General features: G+C 71.9%; 16 protein-coding genes and 2 pseudogenes. 2 read left to right on the top strand and 16 right to left on the bottom strand.

Annotated features, from left to right (window positions below):
• Positions 1 to 42: 42 nt before the first annotated feature.
• From K3769_RS32465 to K3769_RS32435, 7 genes and pseudogenes are all read right to left on the bottom strand, one after another.
• A complete protein-coding gene (locus K3769_RS32465) occupies positions 43 to 4,023 on the bottom strand; it encodes a glycoside hydrolase family 2 TIM barrel-domain containing protein (RefSeq protein WP_267029818.1) in 3,981 nt (1,326 codons plus the stop codon).
• A 241-nt stretch (positions 4,024 to 4,264) separates the two neighbouring features.
• Entirely contained in the window at positions 4,265 to 4,774 is a 510-nt protein-coding gene (locus K3769_RS32460) for an O-acetyl-ADP-ribose deacetylase (RefSeq protein WP_267029817.1), read from the bottom strand.
• Positions 4,771 to 6,180, bottom strand: coding sequence for a phytoene desaturase family protein (locus K3769_RS32455; protein WP_267031627.1), 1,410 nt, complete (start codon positions 6,178 to 6,180; stop codon positions 4,771 to 4,773). The genes K3769_RS32460 and K3769_RS32455 overlap by 4 nt, the downstream gene beginning before the upstream one ends.
• Positions 6,181 to 6,334: 154 nt before the next feature.
• Positions 6,335 to 7,180, bottom strand: coding sequence for an inositol monophosphatase family protein (locus tag K3769_RS32450; protein WP_267029816.1), 846 nt, complete (start codon positions 7,178 to 7,180; stop codon positions 6,335 to 6,337).
• A gap of 99 nt (positions 7,181 to 7,279) precedes the next feature.
• Positions 7,280 to 9,199: a gamma-glutamyltransferase family protein gene (locus K3769_RS32445; protein WP_267029815.1), complete on the bottom strand. Its 1,920-nt coding sequence runs from the start codon at positions 9,197 to 9,199 to the stop codon at positions 7,280 to 7,282.
• 104 nt (positions 9,200 to 9,303) lie between these two features.
• On the bottom strand, positions 9,304 to 9,963 hold the full coding sequence (locus K3769_RS32440) for a DUF4232 domain-containing protein (protein WP_267029814.1): 660 nt from the start codon (positions 9,961 to 9,963) through the stop codon (positions 9,304 to 9,306).
• Positions 9,964 to 10,090: 127 nt separating this feature from the next.
• Positions 10,091 to 10,246, bottom strand: a pseudogene (locus tag K3769_RS32435) (response regulator transcription factor); the annotation flags it as partial.
• On the opposite strand from K3769_RS32435, the pseudogene K3769_RS32430 reads away from it, so the two are divergent.
• Positions 10,236 to 10,739, top strand: a pseudogene (locus tag K3769_RS32430) (carboxymuconolactone decarboxylase family protein); the annotation flags it as partial. The pseudogenes K3769_RS32435 and K3769_RS32430 overlap by 11 nt on opposite strands.
• Before the next feature lie 131 nt (positions 10,740 to 10,870).
• On the top strand, positions 10,871 to 11,524 hold the full coding sequence (locus K3769_RS32425; protein WP_267029813.1) for a hypothetical protein: 654 nt from the start codon (positions 10,871 to 10,873) through the stop codon (positions 11,522 to 11,524).
• A 33-nt stretch (positions 11,525 to 11,557) separates the two neighbouring features.
• On the opposite strand, the gene K3769_RS32420 is transcribed toward K3769_RS32425, so the two are convergent.
• The 9 genes from K3769_RS32420 to K3769_RS32380 form a co-directional block, all read right to left on the bottom strand.
• Positions 11,558 to 13,126, bottom strand: a complete 1,569-nt coding sequence (locus K3769_RS32420) for an NCS1 family nucleobase:cation symporter-1 (protein WP_267029812.1) — start codon at positions 13,124 to 13,126, stop codon at positions 11,558 to 11,560.
• 90 nt (positions 13,127 to 13,216) lie between these two features.
• Positions 13,217 to 14,236, bottom strand: a complete 1,020-nt coding sequence (locus tag K3769_RS32415; RefSeq protein WP_267029811.1) for a TIGR03842 family LLM class F420-dependent oxidoreductase — start codon at positions 14,234 to 14,236, stop codon at positions 13,217 to 13,219.
• A gap of 29 nt (positions 14,237 to 14,265) precedes the next feature.
• Positions 14,266 to 15,669 (bottom strand): dihydropyrimidinase, encoded by a 1,404-nt coding sequence (gene hydA, locus K3769_RS32410; RefSeq protein ID WP_267029810.1) that lies wholly within the window; start codon positions 15,667 to 15,669, stop codon positions 14,266 to 14,268.
• 106 nt (positions 15,670 to 15,775) lie between these two features.
• Complete coding sequence (locus K3769_RS32405; protein WP_267029809.1) at positions 15,776 to 16,618, bottom strand: nitrilase-related carbon-nitrogen hydrolase; 843 nt, start codon at positions 16,616 to 16,618, stop codon at positions 15,776 to 15,778.
• A gap of 155 nt (positions 16,619 to 16,773) precedes the next feature.
• Positions 16,774 to 18,354, bottom strand: a complete 1,581-nt coding sequence (locus K3769_RS32400) for a PucR family transcriptional regulator (protein ID WP_267029808.1) — start codon at positions 18,352 to 18,354, stop codon at positions 16,774 to 16,776.
• Positions 18,355 to 18,366: 12 nt separating this feature from the next.
• On the bottom strand, positions 18,367 to 18,618 hold the full coding sequence (locus tag K3769_RS32395; protein ID WP_267029807.1) for a hypothetical protein: 252 nt from the start codon (positions 18,616 to 18,618) through the stop codon (positions 18,367 to 18,369).
• Complete coding sequence (locus tag K3769_RS32390) at positions 18,575 to 19,864, bottom strand: aspartate aminotransferase family protein (protein WP_267029806.1); 1,290 nt, start codon at positions 19,862 to 19,864, stop codon at positions 18,575 to 18,577. Before K3769_RS32390 ends, K3769_RS32395 begins: the two co-directional genes overlap by 44 nt.
• Entirely contained in the window at positions 19,861 to 20,703 is an 843-nt protein-coding gene (locus K3769_RS32385; protein WP_267029805.1) for a nitrilase-related carbon-nitrogen hydrolase, read from the bottom strand. Before K3769_RS32385 ends, K3769_RS32390 begins: the two co-directional genes overlap by 4 nt.
• Positions 20,704 to 20,870: 167 nt before the next feature.
• A complete protein-coding gene (locus K3769_RS32380; protein WP_267029804.1) occupies positions 20,871 to 22,556 on the bottom strand; it encodes a hypothetical protein in 1,686 nt (561 codons plus the stop codon).
• Positions 22,557 to 22,680 lie beyond the last annotated feature (124 nt).

Raw genomic sequence — 22,680 nt, 5'->3', positions numbered from 1 at the left:
GAATGCGACATCTGCCTCAGCCCGGGGGCGGGATCCGGGGGCTCACTCCAGCGCCGTGGGCCGCCGGGAGGCCGCCGTCGCCCGGTCGACGTCGGTCAGGGGGCGCAGCCGATAGGTGTACGAGTAGTCCCGGTCGGCGAAGAGCTTGTACTCGTCGTGGGTGTGCGCGCCCCAGCTGTTGTCGCCGCCGATTCCCATCTGCCGGTGGTTGACGCGCAGGACGACCTCGTCCCGGGCCGTGAGCTGGTAGTCGTGGCGGGTGCCGACCGACAGGTCCTCGGGGGTGAAGTGCGAGGCGTTGACCTCGATGAGCGGTTCACCCGAGACGAGCAGCCCGGTGCCGTCGCGGCCGGTGAGGGCGGCCCAGCGGACATCGGTCCTGTTGCCGTTCTCCTGGGGCCGGATGTAGGGCGTCCACTGCCCGGAGACGGTCCCCGAGTACAGCCCCACCTCGGTGCCGTCGTTGCGGTCCCAGTGGTTCTCCTCGGGACCGCGGCCGTAGTAGTGCAGGTGCTCCAGCCGGCCCGGCAGGAACAGCAGGGTGCCGACCTCGGGGATGTAGGGCAGGTCGGGCGCGCCCGGGTGGAGGGTGTTGTCGACCCGGATCTCCCCGTTGCCGAAGACGGTGTAGGTGGTGGTGTACGCCGATGCGGTGCTGGTGGGCAGGGTCCCGGTGACCTTGATCCGGACGGCCCGGTCGCGCAGGGTGTCCACGCTCACGCCTGTCACCTTGCGCAGGGTCCCGGCGTCGCGCCAGGTCTGGTTGCGGAGGTGCTGGCCGTTGCCCAGGTCGTTGTCGGTCGGTGCCCGCCAGAAGTTCGGCACGGGTCCGGAGGTGAGGAGCCGGGCGCCGCGGGCCTCGTACGAGCTGATGACGCCGGTCCTCCTGTCGACGGTCACGGAGAAGCCGTCGCCCCTGACCGTGACGGACCGCTCGCCGTCCTGGTGGCGCAGGGCTGGTACGCGGGTCAGCGGCACGGGCCGCACGGCGGGGGTGTCGGCGTCGATCGGCAGTTGCTGGGCGGCCACCTCGAAGCCTGCCTTCGCCCACTTGGTGCGTTCCCTGGTGGTGAAGGACAGCCGCAGGAAGTACTCCGTGCCGGGCGCCGGGCCCGCCGGCAGCCTGACGGGCACGGTGACGTCCTTGCTGCTGAGTGGGGGTACGTCCAGCTGGGCGCGGCTCAGCTTTCCGCGCCGCACGGTCCGGCCGTCGGCGACGAGCGTCCAGCCGCCGTCGAAGTCACGGAGGTTGGTGAACAGGTACTCGTTGGTGAGGGTGACGGTCACTCCGGCCGCTCGGGCGGACAGGGACTTTCCGGACGACGCCGGTGCGGCGTTGATCGCCTGGTAGATCCGCTTGACCTCGGCGGCCTTGCCGGTGTGGCCGCGGTCGGCGGTGACGATGCCGTCCGCTACGAAGGCGCCGTCGTTGGGGTGGTCGCCCCAGTCGCCGCCGTACGCGAAGAAGCCGCGGTCCTCGGGGCGGCTGCCGGGCCGTTTCTCCGTCACCTTCACGGTGGCCGCGTCGAACCAGAAACGCACTCCCTCGTCACCGGGGCCGCGTCCGTCCGAGGCGAGTTCGGCCGCGGACAGCGCGCGGGCGTAGACGCGCGCCCGCCGGATCGTTCCGCTGAACTCCCGGGTGGGGTTGTCGGCGTCCGTGGCGAGCGAGAGCGGCGCGGTGTTGACGGCGGGCCGCCGGGTGGTGGTGCGGGTGGCCCTGACCGTGCCGTCGACGTGCAGGGTCAGGGTGCCCGCCGCCGCGTCGAAGACGCCCGCGATGTGGTGTTCGGCGCCGGTCCAGTCGTCCGGGAGGGCCCAGCTCGCCGCGCTCCACTGGCCGTCGCCGTGGATGAAGAACTCCAGGGTGTCGTTCGTCTGCTTGAGGGCGTACTGCGTGTCGCCCTTGGCGATGAGCGGCTGGTGGTAGCCGGTCACGTCCGGGGTGACCCAGGCCTCCAGCGTCAGGGAGCCGGTGAGGTCGAGTCCGGGGTGGCGGGCGAAGACGGTGCTGCCCGTCAGCCCCTTGCGCCGGTCGAAGGTCGCGGCGGCGGCCTGGATCTCACCGCGCACCGCGCCGGGGCCGCTCTCCGTGAAGAGCGTGCGCGTCGGGACCGGCGTGGTCAGGGACTGGTCGACGAAGTCCCAGATCCAGCCGCCCTGCAGCACGTCGTGGCGGCGGATGACGTCCCAGTACTTCTTGAGGTTGCCGGTCGAGTTCCCCATCGAGTGCGCGTACTCGATCATGACGTACGGGCGCTTGTCCGAGGTGTCCCCGGCGCGCGCCTCGACGCGTGAGGGGCTCTCGTACATCGCCGAGCGGATGTCGCTGATCTGCGGACGGTCGTCGCCCTCGTACTGGATGACACGGGTCGGGTCGTACGAACGGATCCAGTCGTGCATGGCGACGAAGGTGCTGCCGCCGCCGGCCTCGTTGCCGAGCGACCAGATGACGACACAGGCGTGGTTCTTGTCGCGGTGGACCATGTTCCGCGCGCGGGCCACGCACGCCCTGCTCCAGTCGGGGTGGTCGCCCGGGTACTCGTCCCGGATGCCGTGGGTCTCCAGGTTGGTCTCGTCCACCAGGTACAGGCCGTACTCGTCGGCCAGTTCGTACCAGAGGACGTTGTTGGGGTAGTGCGAGGTGCGGACCGTGTTGATGTTGGTCTGCTTGATGATCTCCATGTCCCGGACCATGTCCGCGCGGGTGAGCGCGGTGCCGCGGTCGGGGTGCATCTCGTGCCGGTTGGTGCCCCGCAGGGAGATGGGCCGACCGTTGATGCGCATCAGGCCGTCCTTCAGCGCGAACTCGCGCAGCCCGACCCGGTGCGAGAGCGTCTCGACGACCCTGCCCGCCGGATCGCGCAGCCGCAGCACGGCCGTGTAGAGGTACGGGTCCTCGGCCGACCACAGCTTCGGCGCCGGCACGGCTCTCGCGGCCTGTACGGTCACGTCCTGGCCCGCCGGGGCGGAGCCGAGGTCCACGGCCTGGTGCAGTGGGCGCTGCCAGACGGCGTGCCCGCGCGCGTCGTAGAGCTGGGTCTCGACGGAGTACGAGCCTGAGGCGCCCCCGCTCTCCTCCTGACCGCCCTCACCGTCCCGACCGTCCCGACCGCCGTAGTCGCGCACGCTCGCGGTGACCGACAGTTCGGCGGCCCGGTAGCCGTCGCTCAGCGGGGTGTCCAGCTTGAAGTCGCGCAGGTGCACGGCCGGCGTGGAGTAGAGGTGGACCGAGCGGAAGATGCCGCTCAGCCGGATCATGTCCTGGTCCTCCAGCCAGTCGCCGTCGGAGTAGCGGTACACCTCCACCGCGATCTGGTTGGTGCCGGGCTTCAGGTGCGGGGTGATGTCGTACTCGGCGGGGGTGTAGGAGTCCTCGTGGTAGCCGACCAGTTCTCCGTTGATCCACACGTAGTGGGCGGACTTGACCCCTTCGAAGTGCAGGAACGTCCGCCGCCCCGACCACCCCTTCGGGACGGTGAAGGTACGTCTGTACTGGCCCACGGGGTTGTACCGGGTCGGGGCGGCCGGTGGCTGCGGCTCCTCGCCCAGCCCGTTGGGACCCCAGTAGGGATACGTGATGTTGATGTAGATCGGGAAGTCGTAGCCGTGCACCTGCCAGGCGGAGGGGACGGGGATGGTGTCCCAGGAGCTGTCGTCGACGTCGGTGCGGTGGAAGTCGGGGTCCCGGTCGTCGGGGCGGTCGGCGTAGGCGAACTTCCACTTCCCGTCGAGGCTCAGCCGGTACGGCGAGCGGGCACGGTCGCCGTCCAGGGCCTGGGCTACGTCCGCGTACGGGGTGAGGGTGGTGTGCGGCGGCTCGGTGCCGACCTGGAAGACGTCGATGGCGCCGTTCCACTCGGGGGGACCGTCCGCCGCCGCGGCGGGCAAGCCAGCCGCGTGGGCCGTGGAGGCTGACGCGGGCAGGGCGAGCGCGCCGAGGACGACGGCCCCTCCCTCGAGAAGCCGGCGGCGGCTGACGGGAGTCGTGTGCGGAGGCAGGTGCGGGCGCGGGTGCGGCATGGCGGGGCCCTTCCTCGGTACGACAGTGGGGGTGCGCGAACTGAGGGGCGTAATGCGTCTACTGGGCACAAAGACACGTGGTGAGCCACAGAAACCCTAGGACCCGAACACAACACCGGCAATAACCCTGTCGAACTCTGTGTGTTTCTGGGGGCTGTGCCGCAGGGGTGCCCGTCCGGGGGCAGCCTTCAGGGGCGCCCTCCTTGATGGGTGCCTGCCTTGCGAGGCGCCCGCCGTCCGGTCAGCCGACCCGCGCCGCGAACGCCTCGTACGCGGGCTCGTCGAAGAGGACGAACCTGACCTCGCTCACCGAGGTCCGCGTGTCCCGCACGGTCCCGACCGCGACACGCGCCGCGTCGTCCATCGGCCAACCGTAGACACCCGCGGAGACGGCGGGGAACGCGACGGTCCGTGCGCCCAGTTCATCGGCTACCCGCAGGGATTCCCGGTAGCAGGAGGCCAGCAGCTCGGACCGGTCCTCGCTGCCGCTGAAGACCGGCCCGACGGTGTGGATCACCCAGCGCGCGTCCAGCCGGCCGGCGGTCGTGGCGACGGCCTGTCCGGTGCGCAGGCCTTTTCCATAGTGCGAGGCGCGCAGCTTGCGGCACTCGGCGAGGATCTCGGGGCCACCGCGCCGGTGGATGGCGCCGTCCACGCCTCCGCCGCCCAGCAGGGAGGAGTTCGCCGCGTTCACGATGGCGTCCACGCTCTGCCGGGTGATGTCGCCCCGCACGAGTTCGATACCGGTCATGTCTGTCGCAGCCTCTTCCATACGGCCTTGGCCGCGTTGTGCCCCGACATGCCGTGCACGCCGGGCCCCGGCGGGGTCGCCGAGGAGCAGAGGAACACCGCCGGGTGCGGGGTGTGGTACGGGAACGCCGACAGCGTCGGGCGCAGCAGCAACTGCAGGCCGGAGGCCGCGCCGCAGCCGATGTCGCCGCCCACGTAGTTGGCGTTGCGGGCGGCGAGTTCGGGCGGTCCCGCGGTGGCACGGGCGAGCACGCGGTCGCGGAACCCGGGCGCGAACCGCTCCAGCTGCCGCTCGATCGTGTCGGTGAGGTCCCCGGTCCAGCCGCTCGGAACGTGCGCGTACGCCCAGAACACATGCTTTCCGGCCGGTGCTCGCGACGGGTCGACGACACTCGGCTGCACGGTGATCAGGAACGGCGCGTCGGGGGCCCGCCCTTCCCGGGAGGCCGCGCGCAGGGCGGTACCGATCTCCCTGCGATCCGCGCCGACCTGCACCGTGCCGGCCGTGCGGGCCTCCTTCGCGGTCCACGGCACCGGTCCGTCGAGCGCGTAGTCGATCTTGAAGACGCCCGCTCCGTACCGGTAGCGCTCGTAGTGGTTCCCGAAGCCCGCGATCCGGCTCAGTGCGGTGGGCGAGGTGTCGAAGACGTACGCGCGCGCGGGCGGCAGGTCGTCGAGGCGCTTGACCTCGTAGTCGGTGTGGACGGCTCCGCCCAGGTCCTTGAGGTACGCGGTGAGCGCGTCGGAGATCGACTGCGAGCCGCCCCGGGCGACGGGCCAGCCCCTGGCGTGCGCGGCCAGGGCGAAGACGAGGCCGACGGCGCCGGTGGCGAGTCCGCCCAGCGGCGACATGACGTGGGCGACGAGTCCCGCGAACAGCGCCTTGGCCCGCTCGTCGCGGAACCTGCGCATCAGCCAGGTCGAGGGCGGCAGCCCGACCAGACCGAAGCGGGCGAGGGTGACCGGGTCCCGGGGCAGCGCGCTGAGCGGCAGGGACATGAAGTCCTGTACGAGGGTGTCCCACCGGTGGGTGAAGGGCTCCACGAGCCTGCGGTACGTGCCCGCGTCACGCGGTCCGAACGAGGCGGCCGTCTCGGCCACCGACCGGGACAGCACGGCGGCGGTGCCGTCCAGGAAGGGGTGTGCCATGGCCAGTTCGGGATGCAGCCACTCCAGCCCGTACCGCCCCAGCGGCATCGCGCGGAAGGCCGGTGAGTTGACCCCCAGGGGGTGCGCGGCCGAGCACGGGTCGTGCCGGAAGCCGGGCAGGGTCAGCTCCTCGGTGCGGGCACCTCCCCCGACGGTGTCGCGCGCTTCGAAGACGGCCACGGAGAAGCCACGGCGGGCCAGCTCCACGGCAGCCGTCAGTCCGTTCGGCCCCGCACCCACCACGACGGCATCGAGCATCGACGGCACCTTCGGACTCCTTTGTCAGCCGATGGCCACTGACGGTCAGGATATGCCGGGCCCCCGACGGCGCCCGTGCCAGCCCCTCGCCGGCCCGCCGTCCGGCCCGTCGTCCAGCCCCGACAGACCCCGACAGGCCCTGGCCGCGCCCTGCTCAGGCGCCGCTCGCCAGCAGGTCCAGCACCCGGCGGGCCGTGGCCTCGTCCCGCGCCGCCGTGAACGGAAGGGTGTTGCCGCCCGTTATCCGGAACGGCGCCCCCGCGAGGGTCAGATGCGCGCCGCCCGCCTCCTCGACGAGCAGGAGGCCCGCCGCGTGGTCCCAGGCGGCCTCCCAGCTGAACGCGACGGCGTCCAACTCGCCGCGGGCGACGGCCAGGTACTCAAGACCGGCGGAGCCGCAGGGCCTCGGACGCACGCCCTCCGTGCGCAGGCCGAGCAGCGCCCGCTTCTGGTCGTCCGTCGTGTAGTCCGGGTGGGACGTGGCGACTTCGAGGTCGCGTCCGGGGGCCGGGGCGCCCGCGAGGAGGCGTTCGCCGTCGAGCCGGGCGCCCCGCCCCCGTACGGCCACAGCGAGTTGGTCGTGCACCGGGGCGTAGGTCCAGGACGCCAGCACGACGCCGTGCCGGGCGAGCGCGACCAGCGTGCAGAAGCCGGGGTCGCCGTGGACGAACTGGCGGGTGCCGTCGACCGGGTCGACGATCCAGACGGGCGCGTCGCCCCGCAGCGCCTCGTACGTCGCCGGGTCGGCGTGGACCGCTTCCTCACCGACCACGACCGAGCCGGGCAGCAGCTTGCCGAGCACCCCGGTGAGATATTCCTCGGCCTTGCGGTCGGCGTCCGTGACCAGGTCGTGCGGGCCGCTCTTCACGTCTATCTCGTGCGCCGCGAGCTGCCGGAAGCGCGGCATGATCTCGGTGGCGGCCGCCTCGCGGACGGCCCGTTCGACGTCGGCGGTGCGGTGTGCGAGAAACTCGTCGATGGTTTCCATGTGTTCGATCATGCCCCCATGAGAGCACGCGCCACTGACAATCCCCGCCCGGTGGGTGCATCACGGGTGGAATCGGCATGAACAACGAGTGCTCCGAGGTCGGCGGCGGCCTCAGCGGCCGACCGCGTACCCCTGCATGCCGCGCGGGTTCGCCGCCGCCGACAGGATGCCGGTCCGGGGGTCCCGGGCGACCGCGCACAGCCGTCCCTCGGACCAGGCGTCCCCGACCTGGACGTCATGGCCCCGGCGGCGCAGCTCGGCGACGATCCCCGGGTCGGTGCGGGACTCGACCGTCACGCTCCCGGGACGCATCCCGCGCGGGAAGAAGGAGCCGGGGAAGCTGTCGTTGTGCCAGTTGGGGGCGTCGATCGCGCCCTGGAGGTCCAGGCCGCCGCGTACCTCCGCGCGCAGGGCGACCGCCAGGAAGAAGTGCAGCTGCCACTGGTCCTGCTGGTCGCCGCCCGGTGTGCCGAAGGCCAGGACGGGGACGCCGTCGCGCAGCGCGAGCGACGGGGTGAGCGTGGTGCGCGGACGGCGGCCCGGGGTCAGGGAGTTGGGCAGTCCCTCGTCCAGCCAGGCCATCTGGAGCCGGGTACCCAGCGGGAATCCCAGCTCGGGCACGACCGGGTTGGACTGCAGCCAGCCGCCGCTGGGGGTGGCCGCGACCATGTTGCCCCAGCGGTCGACGATGTCGAGGTGGCAGGTGTCGCCCCGGGTGCCGCCGTCCGCCGAGACGTCCGGCTCGCCGGGCACGGGAGACGTCGGCGGCTTGGCCACGGTGGGCTCGCCGGCCCCTTCGGCCCCGCGCACCACGGTCGGCTCACCCGCGCCCGGCGCGGCGGGCACGTCGAAGACGGGGCCTCCCGAAGCTCCCGCCGCTCCCGAGGCCACCGCGCGCGCGTGCCCGGCGAGGAGCGGAGTCCGGCCGCCGGGACTCCCCGGTCGCAGCTCGTACGAGGCCTTCTCCCCGACCAGCGCCCGCCGCCCGGCGTTGTACCGCGGCGACAACAGCTCGGACAGCAGCTCGGCCGGGGGAACCTCGCCCGCGTCCCCGTACCAGGCCTCCCGGTCGGCCATCGCGAGCTTGCAGCCCTCGATCAGCAGGTGGGTGTACTCGGCTGAGCCGTACCGGGGCGGCTCGGGCGGCAGCAGGGCGAGCTGCTGGAGGAGCACCGGGCCCTGGCTCCAGGGCCCGGCCTTGCACAGGGTCCAGCCCCGCCAGTCGTAGGTGGCCGGAGCTTCGTAGGACGCGGACCAGGAGGCCAGGTCGGCCGCCGTGAGCGTGCCGGTGTGGCGCTCGCCGCTGGTGTCCCGCGTGGGCCGGCCGGCCTGCCGTACGAGCGCCTCGGCGATGAATCCCTCGCGCCAGATCCGCCGCGCGGCCTCGATCTCCGTGACGCGCCGGTCGCCCTCCTGGGTTCCTGGCGCGTCGGCCGCCTCCGCGATCAGCCGCTGCCAGGTCGCCGCCAGCGCGGGATTGCGGAACAGCTCGCCCGGCCGCGGGGGCCGGCCGCCCGGCAGGTACACCTCGGCGGAGGACGTCCACTCGGTCTCGAAGAGCTCCCGCACGGTCTCCACGGTCTGGCCGACGCGCTCCACGGGCGCGTGCCCGTCCCGCGCGTACCCGATGGCGTACTTCAGGACGTCGGCCAGGGACTTCGTGCCGTGGTCGCGCAGCAGCAGCATCCACGCGTCGAAGGCGCCGGGCACGGCGGCGGCGAGGGGCCCGGTGCCGGGGACGAGCTCCAGGCCGAGGCCCCGGTAGTGGGCGACGGTGGCCCCGGCCGGTGCCACACCCTGTCCGCACAGGACCCGTACCTCGCCACCCGCCGGGGCGAGGATGATCGGCACCTCGCCTGCGGGCCCGTTGAGGTGCGGCTCCACCACGTGCAGCACGAAACCCGCGGCGACGGCGGCGTCGTACGCGTTGCCGCCGTCCTCCAGCACGGCCATCGCCGACTGCGAGGCGAGCCAGTGCGTGGAGGACACCATTCCGAAGGTGCCCTGGAGCGTGGGTCGGGTGGTGAACACGGGGGGAACTCCTCACTGCGGGCCGGTCCTCCAGTGTGCGGGGCGGACCGGCCGACCGTGGGGGCAGGGCGTCCGTCGAACGGTACGCGGGCTGACGACAGGGCCTAGGAGCGCGTCGAGGGCTGCCAGGCCGTCGTCCCGAGGACGTTCTCGGGGCCGATGTCGAGCGGGTACGGCGGCCGTACTGTCACGGTGTCGTCCCTCTTCTTCGGAGCGACGCGGAGATACACGCCGCTCGTGTTGTTCATGCGCCAGTACAGGGCCGCGTGCGCGCTCTCGCCGGGGGCGAGCGTCAGGGGGCGGGGGCCCGGGTCCTCGGGAGCCATGGACACCTGGTCCGTGCCCTGGACGGTCCGCACGCCCGGGAATGCCTCGCCCGATCCGTCCAGGACGGTGACGGCCGGATAGCCGTTCAACTCGTACGGCTCGTCACCGCAGTTGGTGACGTCGAGGCCCATCGCGCGCAGCCCCATCGCCGCGTCGCCCTGGTCGGCCGCGAAGCGCAGACCGGACTCGGGGCAGCCCTCCGCCTGCTGGCCGGGGACGGCCGGGGAGGGCTCGGAGGCCGCCGGAGAGGGCAGGGGCTCGATGGACACGGGCGGTGGCGCCGGCCGGGACGGTGTCGGCGTGGGGGTGCGTTCGGGGTTGCTCTCCCGGTCCAGTTCGGCGGAGAGCCCGCACCCGCTCGCGCCCAGCACCGGCGTCAGCACCAGCAGGCAGACGAGGGCGGCGCGGCGGAGCGGCCTCGGACGTGTCGCGATCACCCGGCGATCATCACACGAGCCCCCGGCGGAAGCCCTCACTCCGCCCGCCGACGCCCGTCGTCGCATCGTTCCGCCGTCGCCTTGTCCCGGTGCCGCATCGTCCCGCCGTCGAATCGTCCCGGTGTCGTCAGTCGGCCCGCCGTTGGCGTCGGTCCGCCCGGCCGCGTGCCGTGACCAGCCCCGACTCGTAGGCGAACACCACCAGTTGTGCGCGGTCCCGGGCGCCGAGTTTCGTCATCGCCCGGCTGATGTGGGTCTTGGCTGTGAAGGGGCTGATGACCAACGTCCAGCGGTTCAGGACGGTCCGCAGCCTCGTCGGCCGTTCCGTGGCGAAGACCGTGCGCCGGCGCCTCGTCCCGGGCACGAGCCTCGCCCTGCTCGACGGCGACGCGGGGCCCGGTCCTGCCTGGGCGGCCGGTACGCCGGTCGGCCCGGCCTACGCGGCACTGCGTACCGCGGCCATGGCGGGCTCCGCGCTGCTGACCGAGGCCGACCAGAACCTCGTACGGGACACGGTCGCGGTCTGGGACGGGACGCATCAGCCGGTCGTCCGGGACGCCCTGCCCGGCCGCGCGGAACGGCCGGGGGCGCGGCTGGCGCTGCTGGCCGCGCTGGCTCCGTACCGGATCACCGACGAGGACGTGGCCGCCTGGAAGAAGCCGCCGTACACGGACCACTGCCTGGTCGGGCTGATCGCGTACGGGGCGTTCACCGCCGTGGACCGCATCGAGCGCGCACTGCCCCTCGACACCTCGGCCCCGGCCTCAGCCCAGTAAGTACTGTCACCGCCCGGGCACGCGCGGGCACGGAGCGAGTTCGCACTTCCGCCCCACAGCCACGCGTGTGACACTGTCGTCCCGTCCGCCGTGCGGACCCTCTCCGCACCGTCCCCCACGAAAAGTGCGCCGTGCGATCTCTTCCTCTCGCTCTCACCGCGCGTCTGGCGCCGGTCGTCGTGCTCGCCGCGGCGGGCTGGGCGCTGTCGTCCGGGCCGCTCGCCGCGCCCGCGGCGACGGAGAAGAAGGCCGCCCCCGACGGCGAGAGATCCCCGTCGGCGCCCGCGACGGCCGCCGCGACCCGCACCTACCGCGACTCCCCCGCGCCCTGCGAGGGCATCACGAAGAAGACGGTGACGGCGCTGGTGCCCGGCGCCAAGACGGCCGGCAAGGAGATCCCCTCCACGGACGAGTCACTGCGCCGTACCTGTTCCTGGAACGCCCTCAAGTCGTTCGACTACCGGTGGCTGGACATCTCGTACGAGATCAAGAAGTCGGACGAGAGCGCCCTCGCCGCGTACAAGCAGCGCACGACGGAGAAGAGCGGTGGCGGCAAGGTCCCCGGCGTCGGCGACGAGGCCTACTCGGTGGTGAACCTCACCACCGACGACAAGCAGCAGACGCGCGAGGGCATGGTGATCGTCCGCGCGTCCAACGCCCTGGTGGTCGTCACGTACAACGGCAGCGACTTCGAGACCAAGAAGGCGCCCGCCACGGACGAGATCAACAAGGGTGCCATCAAGGCGGCCAAGGAGGGGATGGCCGCGCTGGAGGCCGCCCAGTAGCGGCGGCTCCCGGCGTGGCCCGCCCGCCCGCCGTCAGGTGACCTTGTGCACGGACTCCTCCCGTTCGGCCCGTGCCACGGGTGCCATCAGGGCGACGTAGAGGATGAGTGACGAGGCGACGCCGACCGCCCATCCGTAGTCCGCGAGCGGCTTGAGGAACGGGATGAGTCCGTCGACGGGGAACGGGCCGAGCTTCGCCCCCTTGGTGTCGACGTTCGAGTACGAGCCACCGACGGCCAGGACACCGCCGACCACGAACGCCAGCACCGCCCGCCAGTTCCAGCCGTTGGTGTACCAGTAGCGTCCACCGGGCGTGTAGAGGTCCGCGAGGTGCAGGACCGTACGGCGGACGATCCAGTAGTCGGCGATCAGGATGCCGGCGACCGTGCCGAGCAGCCCGCCGACCACACCGAGCCAGGTGAAGATGTAGAACTCCGGGGTGGAGATCAGCTTCCAGGGGAAGATCAGGATGCCGATGACACCCGTGATCAGCGCGCCCGTACGGAAGTTGATGAACTTCGGCGCGAGATTGGACAGGTCGTAGGCCGGCGAGACCACGTTCGCCGCGATGTTCACGGAGATCGTGGCGATCAGGACGATGAAGAGGGCGAAGAGCAGCCCGAAGGCGCTGTCCGTCTTGGCGGCCAGGGCGACCGGGTCCCAGATGGCCTCTCCGTAGACGGCTTCCGAGCCGGAGGTGACCAGCACGGCGAGGATCGCGAAGAGCGTCATCGTCGTCGGCAGTCCCAGGCTCTGCCCCCAGGTCTGCGCCTTCTGACTGGCGCCGAAGCGGGTGAAGTCGGGGATGTTCAGGGACAGCGTCGCCCAGAAGCCGATCATGCCCATCAGGGCCGGGAAGAAGACCGTCCAGAAGTCGGGTCCCCAGCCGAGCTTGGAGGGCTGGTCGAGCAGCGCGCCGAAGCCGTCGGCCTTGACGGCGATCCAGATCAACAGCACGAACGCGCCGACGATCACGACGGGCGCGGCCCAGTTCTCGAAGCGCCGCAGGAAGTCCATACCGCGGTAGATGATCGCGATCTGCACGGCCCAGAAGAGCAGGAAGCACAGCCACAGCGGCCAGGGGTTGCCCGCGATCTGTCCGGCCTTCTCCCACTCCCCGCCGGTCAGCTTGGAGCCGAGGGCGAAGATGCCGCTGCCGCCGATCCAGGTCTGGATGCCGAACCAGCCGCAGGCCACGGCTGCCCGGATGAGCGCCGGGACGTTGGCCCCGCGCAGCCCGAAGGAGGCCCGGGCCAGTACGGGGAAGGGGATGCCGTACTTGGGTCCGGCGTGCCCGGTGGCCAGCATCGGCAGCAGCACGATGACGTTGGCCAGCGCGATCGTGAAGACGGCCTGCTTCCAGTCCATCCCGAGGGCGACCAGACCGGAGGCCAGGGTCCAGCTGGGAATGCAGTGCGCCATGGAGACCCACAGCGCCGCGAAGTTGTACGTCGTCCACGTGCGCTCGGTGACGGGGACGGGACGCAGGTCGTCGTTGGCGAAGGGGCTGCTCTCGGGGAAGGCGCCGGGGCTGAGTTCGACGCGCCCCTCGGTGTCGGCGGACTGGGATATCGGTGGCCCTGGGGGGACGGTTTCGGTCATGAGCAGGCCAATCAATGAGGTGGGACGGGAAAGGCCGTGCGGGTGGAGTTCTCGGGACGCCCGTCAACCATTGACGGCGGAGGATGAGCGTCAACTGTTGACGGCGGGGATGACCGTCGATCCGTACGCTTCGATGACCTCCTCCTGCGCGTCGTGCATGTCGTACAGGGCGAACTGGTCGACGCCCAGCTCCCGCAGGGCGTTCAGCTTCGCGATGTGCTGATCGGCCGTACCGATCAGACAGAACCGGTCCACGATCTCGTCCGGCACGAACTGTGTGTCGGGATTCCCGCTGCGCCCGTGGTGGGAGTAGTCGTAGCCCTCGCGGGACTTGATGTAGTCGGTGAGTTCGTCGGGGACTGCGGCGGAGTGCTCGCCGTACTTGGAGACGAGGTCGGCCACATGGTTGCCGACCATGCCGCCGAACCAGCGGCACTGCTCCCGCGCGTGGGCGAGCGCCTCGGGCGAGTCGTCCTCGGTGACGTACGCGGGCGCGGCCACACAGATCTTGACGTCGGCCGGGTCGCGTCCGGCGTCGGCCGCCGCCGTCTTCACCGCCTTGACCATGTACTCGGTGAGATACAGGTCGGCGAGCTGGAGGATGAATCCGTCCGCCTCCTCACCGGTCATCTTCAGGGCCTTGGGCCCGTACGCGGCCATCCAGACGGGGAGTTCGGCGCCGGGCTTGATCCACGGGAACCTGATCACCGTGCCGCCGAGGTCGGCCTCGTCGCCGCGCCCGAGCGCCCGGATGACCTTCATGGCCCCGCTGATCCGCGCGAGGGTGTTGGGCTTGCGGCCGGCCACCCGCATCGCCGAGTCCCCGCGGCCGATGCCGCAGACCGTGCGGTTGCCGAACATGTCGTTGAGCGTGGCGAAGGTCGAGGCGGTGACCTCCCAGGTGCGGGTGCCCGGGTTCGTCACCATCGGGCCGACCTTCAGCTTCGTGGTGTGGGACAGGATCTGGCTGTAGATCACGAACGGCTCCTGCCAGAGCACGGCGGAGTCGAAGGTCCAGCCGTACGTGAAGCCGTTTCGCTCGGCCCGCTTCATCAGGCTGATGACACGGGAGGCAGGGGGGTCGGTCTGCAGGACGAGTCCGAAGTCCATGGCGCCACTCCTGGTCGCTGGGAGAAGAGTCAGAGAAGGTACTGACAGGTGGAGCGGGGGGTGTACATGCCGTGCCCGGCCCGGCCGGTGAACTCCCGCTCGGTGATGACCGCCTCGCCGCGCGACAGGACCGTCTCGACGCGCCCGGTGGTGCGCCTGCCCTCGTACGCCGAGTAGTCGACGTTCATGTGGTGGGTCTCGGCGGACATGACCTGTTCGGCGTGCGGGTCGTAGATGACGACGTCCGCGTCGGCGCCCGGCGCGATCGTCCCCTTCTTCGGGTACAGGCCGAACATCCGGGCCGGGGTCGCGCAGGCGATCTCGATCCAGCGGCGGCGCGAGAGGTGTCCGTCGACCACGGCCTGGTGCAGCAGGTCCATCCGGTTCTCGACACCCGGCAGACCGTTGGGGATCTTCGAGAAGTCGCCCCGGCCCAGCTCCTTCTGGCCCGTGAAGCAGAAGGGGCAGTGGTCGGTGGAGACGACCTGGAGGTCGTTGGTGCGCAGCCCGCGCCACAGGGCGGCCTGGTGCTCCCTGGGCCGCAGCGGGGTCGAGCACACGTACTTGGCGCCCTCGAAGTCCGGCTCGGCGAGGTTGTCCGTGGACAGGAACAGGTACTGCGGACAGGTCTCGCCGAAGACGTTCAGGCCCTCGTCGCGGGCCCGCGCCAGCTCCGCGACGGCCTCCGTGGCGGAGACGTGCACGACGTACAGCGGGGCGCCCGCCACCTGGGCGAGCTTGATGGCTCGGTGGGTGGCCTCGGCCTCCAGGAGGGCCTTGCGGACCTCGCCGTGGAAGCGGGGGTCGGTCTCGCCCCTGGCCAGCGCCTGCTCCACGAGCACGTCGATCGCGATGCCGTTCTCGGCGTGCATCATGATCAGACCGCCGTTCTCGGCGGAGCGCTGCATGGCGCGCAGGATCTGGCCGTCGTCGCTGTAGAAGACGCCCGGGTAGGCCATGAACTGCTTGAAGGACGTGACGCCCTCCTCGACCAGCAGGTCCATCTCCTTGAGGGTGTCCTGGTTGACGTCGGAGACGATCATGTGGAAGCCGTAGTCGATGGCGCACTTGCCGTCGGCCTTGGCGTTCCAGGCGTCCAGGCCCTCGCGCAGGGAGCGGCCGACGCTCTGGACCGCGAAGTCGATGATCGTGGTCGTGCCGCCCCAGGCGGCGGCGCGGGTGCCGGTCTCGAAGGTGTCGGAGGCGAAGGTGCCGCCGAAGGGCAGTTCCATGTGGGTGTGGGCGTCGACTCCGCCCGGGATCACGTACTTGCCGGTGGCGTCGATGGTCCGCTCGGCCGTCCACGCCTCGGCGGCGGAGGTGCCGGTCGCGGCGATCGCGGCGATGCGGGTGTCCTCGATGAGGACGTCGGCGTGCAGTTCGTCCGACGCGGTGATGACCAGACCACCGCGGATGACTGTACGGCTGCTCATGATTCCTCTCCTGTCTGTCCTGACGGGGACCCCCGGGGTGGGGCAGTCGACGCAGTGCGGGTCGTACGTGGCCGGTCGCGCGGTTCCCCGCGCCCCGTCGGGCGCCTCAGGGAGCCGTCAGGGGCTCGTACGCGTCCGGGCGGCGGTCCCGGTAGAACTGCCAGCGGTCCCGGACCGTGCGCAGTTTCTCCATGTCCAGGTCGCGGACGACGAGTTCGGTCTCCTTGTCGCTCGCCACCTCCCCGACGAACTGTGCCTCCGGGTCCACGAAGTACGAGGTCCCGTAGAAGTCGTTGGAGCCCAGCTCCTCCACGCCCACCCGGTTGATGGCGCCCACGAAGTACTCGTTGGCGACGGCCGCGGCCGGCTGCTCCAGCTGCCAGAGGTAGGCGGACAGGCCGCGCGAGGTGGCCGAGGGGTTGAAGACGATCTCGGCCCCGGCCAGTCCGAGGGCCCGCCAGCCCTCCGGGAAGTGCCGGTCGTAGCAGATGTAGACGCCGACCCTGCCGACGGCGGTGTCGAAGACCGGCCAACCGCTGTTGCCGGGACGGAAGTAGAACTTCTCCCAGAAGCCCTCGACCTGCGGGATGTGGTGCTTGCGGTACTTGCCGAGGTACGAGCCGTCGGCGTCGATCACCGCCGAGGTGTTGTAGAGGACGCCGGGCTGCTCCTCCTCGTACATCGGCAGGACGAGAACGATGCCCAACTCCCCTGCCAGCGCCTGGAAGCGGCGGACGATCGGGCCTTCGGGGATCTGCTCGGCGTACTCGTAGAACGCCTTGTCCTGGACCTGGCAGAAGTACGGCCCGTAGAACAGCTCCTGGAAGCACAGGACTTGGGCGCCCTGTGCTGCCGCGTCGCGGACCGCCTGCTCGTGGACCTGGATCATCGACTCCTTGTCGCCCGTCCATGCGGTCTGGAAGACGGCGGCGCGGATCACTCGGCTCATCGGGACCTCCGGTCGCTGGGTGTGCGGCGAGCCTAGGAAGCTTCGAGCCGGGCTTTGAGTTGCAGCGTGTCACGTCTGCGCGGGCGTGGCGTTCCACGGTGTCACCCTTGCGAAGACCCATGTTTCACCACCGTTTTCCCAGGTCGTTCCATGTTTCAGCGTTGTTGCGCGTCGTGCGCGAGGAGGGCGATGTGGATGGAGGCGGCCTGTTCGAAGTCGTCGAGGTCGACCCCGAGCCGCGCCTCTATGGATTCGAGGCGCCGGTACAGCGCGGGCCGCGAGACATGGTGGAGCTGCGCGGTACGCGACTTGTTGCGGCCGGTGGCCAGATACGTCCGCAGCACCGGCAGCAGTTCCGCCTCCGCGTCGGCGCCGCACAGCAGCCCGTCCAACTCCCTTTCCGCGAAGGACTGCACGTGCGGGTCATCGCGCAACAGCCGTACGAGGCCGCGCAGATGCACGTCCCTCAGCCGCACCACGGCCGGCAGGTCCAGGTCGGCCGGGCTCTCGGCCACCGAGTCGGCCACGTGCCGGGCCTCGCGCAGCCCCGCGGGCACGTCGTCCCACCCGGTCCGCGCGTCCGCCGCGGCGACGACCGCCGCGGACTCCCGCCCCCGCGGAGGGCCGCCACCCGGTTCCGTACGCAGCCGGGCGGCGAAGTGGGCGGCGAGGGCTTCGGCGTCCTGGTCCCTGGCGAGGCTCAGCAGGACGGCGGTGACCCCGTCGGCCAGTTCGGCGACGAGCCCGGGGAGCCCCAACAGGCGCAGTACGCGGGTCAGTCGGGCCGCGCCCACGCCTCGTACGGCCAGCGGCACGAACGCGCGCCGGTTGACCGGCAGGCCGGCCGCGCGGGCCCGGGGCAGCAACTGCCGGGCCGGTACCGCTCCGGAGACGAGGTCGGTGAGCAGGCTCTGCGCGGACTGCTCCTCCCAGGAGTGCGCCGAGCCGCCGAGCATCCGGTGCAGGACCAGCGACTCGGCGGCGCGGTCGGCCAGGAGCCGCCCGGTGGCGGTGTCGCCCCGGTAGCCGCAGAGCACGATGCGGCCCCAGCGCTCGCCGCGCCCGCCCAGTTCGGCGCGGACCCAGCCGTCGCCCTCGCTGCCGCCCGCCTGCCGTGCGATGCGCTCCCAGTCGCGCAGCACGTCGTCGACCGCGGACCGCTCCCCCGCCGTGGCGAGGACCCGGTGGGCGAGGTTGGTGACGACCACCGGGCAGGCGCTGTGGCCCGCGATCTCGTCGAGCAGCCGCTGCAGCGGGGCGCCCGTCGTGATGAGCCCGGTCAGCGCGGTCCGTACGGCCTCCGAGAGGCTGACAGCCGCGAACTTCCGCCGTACGAGCCGGGACTGGACCTCCTCGGTGAGTTCGGCGAAGGGGAACGGGCGGTGCAGGACCACCATCGGCAGCCCGCACCGCTCGGCGGCCCGGCGCATCGCCTCGGGCGGCGCGGGAAAGGCCCGGCCGAGTCCGAGGACGACCGCCGAGGCCTCCGCGCGGTGCAGGGAACGGATGTACTCGGCCTGCGCCTCGCGGTCGCCCGCGAGCAGCACGCCGGTGGTGAGGACCATCTCGCCGCCGCTGAGCATCACACCGACGTCGGCGGCCTCGGCGACGTGCACCCAGCGCACGGGCCGGTCGAGCTGGCCCGCGCCCGCCACGACCTCGGGCTCCCCGGCGAGCACCCGCTCCAGGGCGAGTATCTGCCGGACCGACAGGGCGGGTTCCGAGGCGGTCGTCATCAGGGCGAACCTTCAATCTCGCGGTGCCGGACAATCCTCGAAGCCGGCGCCGGAGCCGAGGCCGGTGCCGAAGCCGACGCCGGCGCCGGCGCCGAGGCTGGTGCCGAAGCCGGTGCCGAAGCCGGTGCCGAAGCCGGTGCCGAAGCCGGTGCCGAAGCCGGAGCCGAAGCCGGAGCCGGTGCCGGAGCCGGTGCCGGAGCCGGCCGGGGCTGACAGCGGCTCAGGGCCGGCCGGCCCGCAGGGCGCGCTCCAGCATCGCGGCACCCTCCTCGGCCTCCGCGACGGTGAGGGACAGGGGCGGGGCGATCCGCAGGACGCTGGTGCTGTGACCGCCGCCCTTGCCGATCAGCAGGCCCTCCTCGCGGGCCGCTTCGAGCACGGCCGCCGCCGCGTCCGGATCGGCCTCGTCGGTACCGGGCTTGACCAGTTCCACGCCGATCATGAGCCCGCGGCCCCGGACCTCGCGGACGCCCGGGAGCTGTGCGGCGACGGCCCGCAGCCGCTCGATGAGCAGTCCGCCGACCCTGCGGGCGTTGCCCTGGAGGTCGTGCTCCAGGAGGTACGTGAGGTTGGCGAGGCCCGCGGCCATGGTGACCTGGGTGCCGCCGAAGGTGGAGATGGAGTTGGCGTCGAGGCAGTTCATGATCTCGGCGCGGGCGACGACCCCGCCGATGGACATGCCGTTGCCGATGCCCTTGGCGAAGGTGAGGATGTCGGGCGGGCCGTGCTGCCCGTGGGCCTGCCAGCCCCAGAAGTTGTCCCCGGTCCGGCCCCAGCCGGTCTGCACCTCGTCGGCGATCCACAGGATGCCGCGCGCGGCGAGGACCTCACGGAACGCCGCGTACAGGCCGTCCGGGGGTGAGGTGAAGCCGCCGACGCCCTGGACGGGTTCGGCGATCAGGGCCGCGGGCGCGCGCACATGCCCGAGCAGGTCCTCCAGGTCGGCGACGCAGGCCGCGATGAAAGCGGCGTCGTCCAGATCGGCGTACGGGCCGCGGGTGCGGACGCCGCCGTGCACGTACAGCGTCTGGAGGGGGGACAGGCTGGTGGGTGACCAGCTCTTGTTGCCGGTGATGCCGACCGCGCTGAACGAACGCCCGTGGTAGCTGTTGCGCATCGCCAGGATCTGGTTGCCGCCGCGGTACGCGGTGGCCAGGAGCAGCGCGGTGTCGTTGGCCTCGGTGCCCGAGGTCGTGAAGAAGACGCGCGCGTCCGGGATGCCGGACAGCTGGGCGATCCGCTCGGCCAGGTCGACCATCGGCCGGTTGAGGTAGAGCGTCGAGGAGTGGTTGATCCGGCCCGCCTGCTCGCTGACGGCCTTGGTGACCTCGGGCAGGGCGTGCGCGGTCATCGTGGTGAGGATGCCGCCGAAGAAGTCGAGGTACTTGGTGCCCCCGGCGTCCCAGACGTGACGGCCCTCGCCGTGGGTGAGCTCCAGCGGGTTCGCGTAGTAGAGGGCGAGCCAGTCGGGCAGGACGGCCCGGTGACGGCCCAGCAGGTCCTCGGTCACGGCTGCACCAGTCCTTCGTACGCGTCGGGGCGGCGGTCCCGGTAGAACGCCCACTGCTGCCGGACCTCCTCGATCAGGTCCAGATCCAGGTCGCGGACGACGAGTTCCTCGCTCTTGTCGCTCGCGGGCTCACCGACGAACTGGCCGCGCGGGTCGACGAAGTACGACGTTCCGTAGAAGTCGTTGTCGCCGTACTCCTCCTGGCCGACCCGGTTGATCGCGGCGACGAAGTACTCGTTGGCGACGGCGGCGGCCGGCTGCTCCAGCTGCCACAGGTGGGCGGACAGGCCCCGGGAGGTCGCCGACGGGTTGTAGACGAGCTGGGCGCCGTTCAGGCCGAGCTGACGCCAGCCCTCCGGGAAGTGTCGGTCGTAGCAGATGTACACGCCGACCTTGCCGACCGCGGTGTCGAAGACGGGCCAGCCGAGGTTGCCCGGCTTGAAGTAGTACTTCTCCCAGAAGCCCTTGACCTGCGGAATGTGGTGCTTGCGGTACTTGCCGAGGTACGAGCCGTCGGCGTCGATGACCGCGGCGGTGTTGAAGTAGAAGCCGGACTGTTCGACCTCGAAGACCGGGACCACGACGACCATGCCGGTCTCGCGGGCGAGTTCCCGCATCCGGGTGACGGTGGGTCCGTCCGGTACGGGTTCCGCCCAGCGGTAGTGCTCGGGCTCCTGGACCTGGCAGAAGTAGGGGGCGTTGAAGACTTCCTGGAAGCCGATGATCCGCGCGCCCCGGCGGGCCGCCTCGCGGGCGTGCTCCTCGTGCTTGGCGACCATGGATGCGGTGTCGCCCGTCCAGGTGGCCTGGACCAGAGCGGCGCGTACGACGTGGGCCATGAGCTGCTCCTTCGACGTGACGTCAGAGAGCCTCTACGCCCGTAGACACTGGGCGTAGAGCCCTGAAAGTAAGCCTCGGCGCTGCCCTGGGCAAGACCATCGTCGTTAACCGGCGGAGTCGATCACGTTTCACACCCCTGTGGGTGAGCGGGGCTGAGCCGTGGGCCTCACGCCGTGTAGCCCGCCACCCGCAGGGCGTGGATCAGATCCCAGTAGCGCTGCTCCGAGACGTCACGGGCCGCCTCCAGGAGGAGCGGGGCGAGGAGCACCGGGTCGGCGTCGATGCTGCGGGAGGCCTCCTCCGGAGTGCGCACGCGGACGTACGCGTCCAGCAGGGCGCGGACCTCGCGGTGCCGGCCCTCCGCGACGAGGCCCAGGACCGCCTCGCCTATCTCCGGGGCGGGGCGTGCGACGCCCTGCCGCAGCATCTGCCGGCCGTCCGCGGTGCGTCCGGCCGCCACCAGCGCGTCGGCCGCCGCCACCAGCCGGTCGGCGGGCAGCGAGACCGCCTCCCAGAGGAGGGAGGCCCAGTCGGCGTCGAGGCCGGCACGGTGCAGTTCGGCGGCCAGGAGCGGGAAACGGGCCGCGGGCCAGTGGGCGGCCTCGACCAGCACGGCGTGCGCCTCGCCGGTACGGCCCTCGCCGCGCAGCCGGACCAGCGTCGCGACGGTCTCCACGGTGATCCGCCGCGCCTCGTCGTCCAGCGCCTCGCGGCGCGGCGCCCGCTGCCCGCCGCCCGCCTCGGCACCTCCCGCGAACCGGGCGCCGCGGGGGCTGGTCGCGTCCGCTGCCGCACCCGCGCCTGATCCGGTACCAGTACCTGGGCCGGTACCTGGGCCGGTGTTCGCGGCCGTGTCCGGGTGCGCGTCCGGCATGCCCGCGAAGCGGGCGCCGCCGCGGGCGCCGCCCCGGATGCGTCGCTTGGAGCGCTGCTTGGACGCGGGGGCTCCGGGAGGGGTGGATACTTCGGCGGCGGGGGCGGGGTGCTCGGCGGCACCGGACCCCTCGTGAGCTTCGTATGCGCCGTGCACCCCGTGGGCGTCGGGCGCGTCGAGTGGTGCGTCGGATGCCGCGGACGCGGACTCGCGCACTTCGGGCGTTTCAGGTGCGTCGCGTGCTTCGGGACGTGGTGCCCGTGCTCCCTGGGCGGCACCCGCGTGGGTGGCGGTCCGGGCCGCCGCTTCCCGGCGTGCGGCCCGGTCCGCGGAGGCGTCGCGCCAGAGGCCGGGCCAGTCGTCCTCGTCCGGCGCCGGACGCTGCACGCCCGGGCCCGGGCCGGCTGCCCGGGCGGCCGTTCGGACGGGGCCACGGCCGTCGCTCCCGGTTCGCACATGGGTGTCCATCGCCCGCCGGTCCCACGCGTCGATGCGGGCGCGGAGCTCGGCGCACCGGGCGGTCGCGCGGTCGTGGTCGTCGCGGGCCCAGGCGAGATCGAGGCGCAGGGAGTCGCTCTCCTCCGGGGCGGTGGCGGCGGGCAGCGAACGCCCCAGCTCCGAGATCCGTTCGGCGGCGTAGCGCTGTTCGCGCAGCATGACGTCGAGCCGGTCGCCGAGAGCGTCACGACCGCCGGGCCGCGCGTCGTACGCGGTGAGGGAGGCGGCGTGCAACTCCCTGGCCCGCCCGGTCTCGTGAGCCGCGGCCCGGTCACCGTACTCGGCGCCCAGATCCTGGAGGACGGCCTCCACGACGTCCCAGGGCGGGACTTCCCAGCCTTCCAGGCAGGCCCGCATCCCGTCGGGGTCGCGCTGCCAGAACACCCCGCACCAGCCGCCGCCCTGGTCGAGCCGGGACAGCAGGCCGGTGAAGTACTGCGCGAACTCCCTTACCTGATCCGGGAGTTGTTCCACTGACATTGCGTTCACCCCACGCCGGACCGGAGTTCTCCAATATGGCAGAAAACACCACGCGTGTTACGGATGCGCTACGACGAGTTTTCGACCCGGGCGTGGAGTGCGGTCACCGTCCTGGAACGTGGGC

The sequence above is a fragment of the Streptomyces ortus genome (genome assembly GCF_026341275.1).
Classification (GTDB): domain Bacteria; phylum Actinomycetota; class Actinomycetes; order Streptomycetales; family Streptomycetaceae; genus Streptomyces; species Streptomyces ortus.
This window is presented reverse-complemented; position numbering and strand designations above follow the sequence as displayed.